The sequence below is a fragment of the Flavobacterium frigoris genome (assembly GCF_900111075.1).
Classification (GTDB): domain Bacteria; phylum Bacteroidota; class Bacteroidia; order Flavobacteriales; family Flavobacteriaceae; genus Flavobacterium; species Flavobacterium frigoris.
On the sequence record NZ_FOFZ01000041.1, the window covers coordinates 1 to 1,808 of the forward strand.

General features: G+C 42.7%; 1 protein-coding gene. It reads right to left on the reverse strand.

Annotation, left to right across the window (positions count from 1 at the left end; genetic code table 11):
- A partial coding sequence (locus BMW63_RS17660; RefSeq protein ID WP_217643746.1) for a beta strand repeat-containing protein occupies window positions 1-1,808 on the reverse strand: 1,808 nt, incomplete at both ends.

The following is a 1,808-nucleotide window of genomic DNA, read 5'->3' on the forward strand; positions in this document are numbered from 1 at the left end:
AGTCGTGTAATCTGAACTTCCAGCTGTTCCTGTACTTAATGTGAAGGTGTACTCTACATCTACTGCACTTGGATTGCTTAACTCGAAATCAAATACTACAGCATCGCCTTCGGTGGCGATCGATGGAGTGATTCCAGTTACTGTTGGTGCTGTATTGTTGTCTATGATTGTTCCTGTTGCACTTACCGCTCCATTGTGGATTGTGAAGGTCTCATCTGATTCATCAATTGTGTCGATGGTTGTTGGTACGCTTACTGTTCCTGTCGTTGCACCTGCTAATACTGTTACTTTGACATCGGTAGTCGTGTAATCTGAACTTCCAGCTGTTCCTGTACTTAATGTGAAGGTGTACTCTACATCTACTGCACTTGGATTGCTTAACTCGAAATCAAATACTACAGCATCGCCTTCGGTGGCGATCGATGGAGTGATTCCAGTTACTGTTGGTGCTGTATTGTTGTCTATGATTGTTCCAGTAGCCGTAGCCGTAGTCGAGCCTACTGTTCCTGTAGAAGACGTAATTCCAACGGTAAAGGTCTCTGTTGATTCCGCTATGGTGTCTTCTGTTGTTTGTACTGTTGCTGTTGCTGTTGTAGCCCCTGCTAAGAAGGTCACCACTACAGGAGCCGTCGTGTAATCTCCATTGCTGGTCGTTACATTAGTAAGGCCTAAGGTTAGAGTGATGGTAGTAGCCGATGGGTTACTCAAACTTACTGGAAAACTTAAAATCCCTCCTTCTGCAATTGTAGCATCGCCTATTGTTACATCTGGTGCATCATCATTATCCGTGATCGTCCCTGTAGCCGTAGCCGTAGTCGAGCCTACTGTTCCTGTAGAAGACGTAATTCCAACGGTAAAGGTCTCTGTTGATTCTGCTATGGTGTCTTCTGTTGTTTGTACTGTTGCTGTTGCTGTTGTAGCCCCTGCTAAGAAGGTCACCACTACAGGAGTCGTCGTGTAATCTCCATTGCTGGTCGTTACATTAGTAAAGCCTAAGGTTAGGGTAATGGTAGTAGCCGATGGGTTACTCAGGCTTACTGGAAAACTTAAAATCCCTCCTTCTACAATTGTAGCATCGCCTATTGTTACATCTGGTGCATCATCATTATCCGTGATCGTTACAGTAGCGGTTTGCGCACCTAATTCTGAAGCACATCCACCTGTAACATTAGTAATATCAGCAATAACAGTTTCAGATCCCTCATAAATGTCATCATCTATTGGACTTATCGTTACTGTTCCTGTAGTTGAACCTGCAGCAATGGTAATGATAGTTGAACTAGCTGTATAATCAGAGCCATTTGTTGCATTTCCTGAATAAGCTAAAGTAACAGTTGTGTTAGTTATAGTTACAGTAGATAGAGTTGCCGTAAGGATTACATTACCTCCCGAATTTTCTAAAATAGAAGTTGTTCCAGTTAAAGTTACACTTGGAGAATAAACATTAACAGTTGTCGTAGCGATTAATGCTCTACTACAAGTACCATTACTAACATTCGTAAGATTTAAAGTCGTATTTGAAGTTACTGCAGCTACGCTAACATTTACTGTTCCGCCTGCTCCAATAGTGGCTGTCCCTGAGGCTGCTCCTGTATAAGTTACAGTGTTTCCTGCCGTTCCTGTAATAGTGAAAATAGCATCTGCACCGGAGCAAATTGGACTATTGGAGCTTGCTGTTGGAGCCACTGGTGTTGCATTTACTGTTACTCCAACAGATGTTCTTGAACTCTCACATCCATTAGTGGTTTGACTTGCATAATAGGTTCCTGTAACTAAGGTTTCTGAACCTGTATATAAGGTGCCTGATG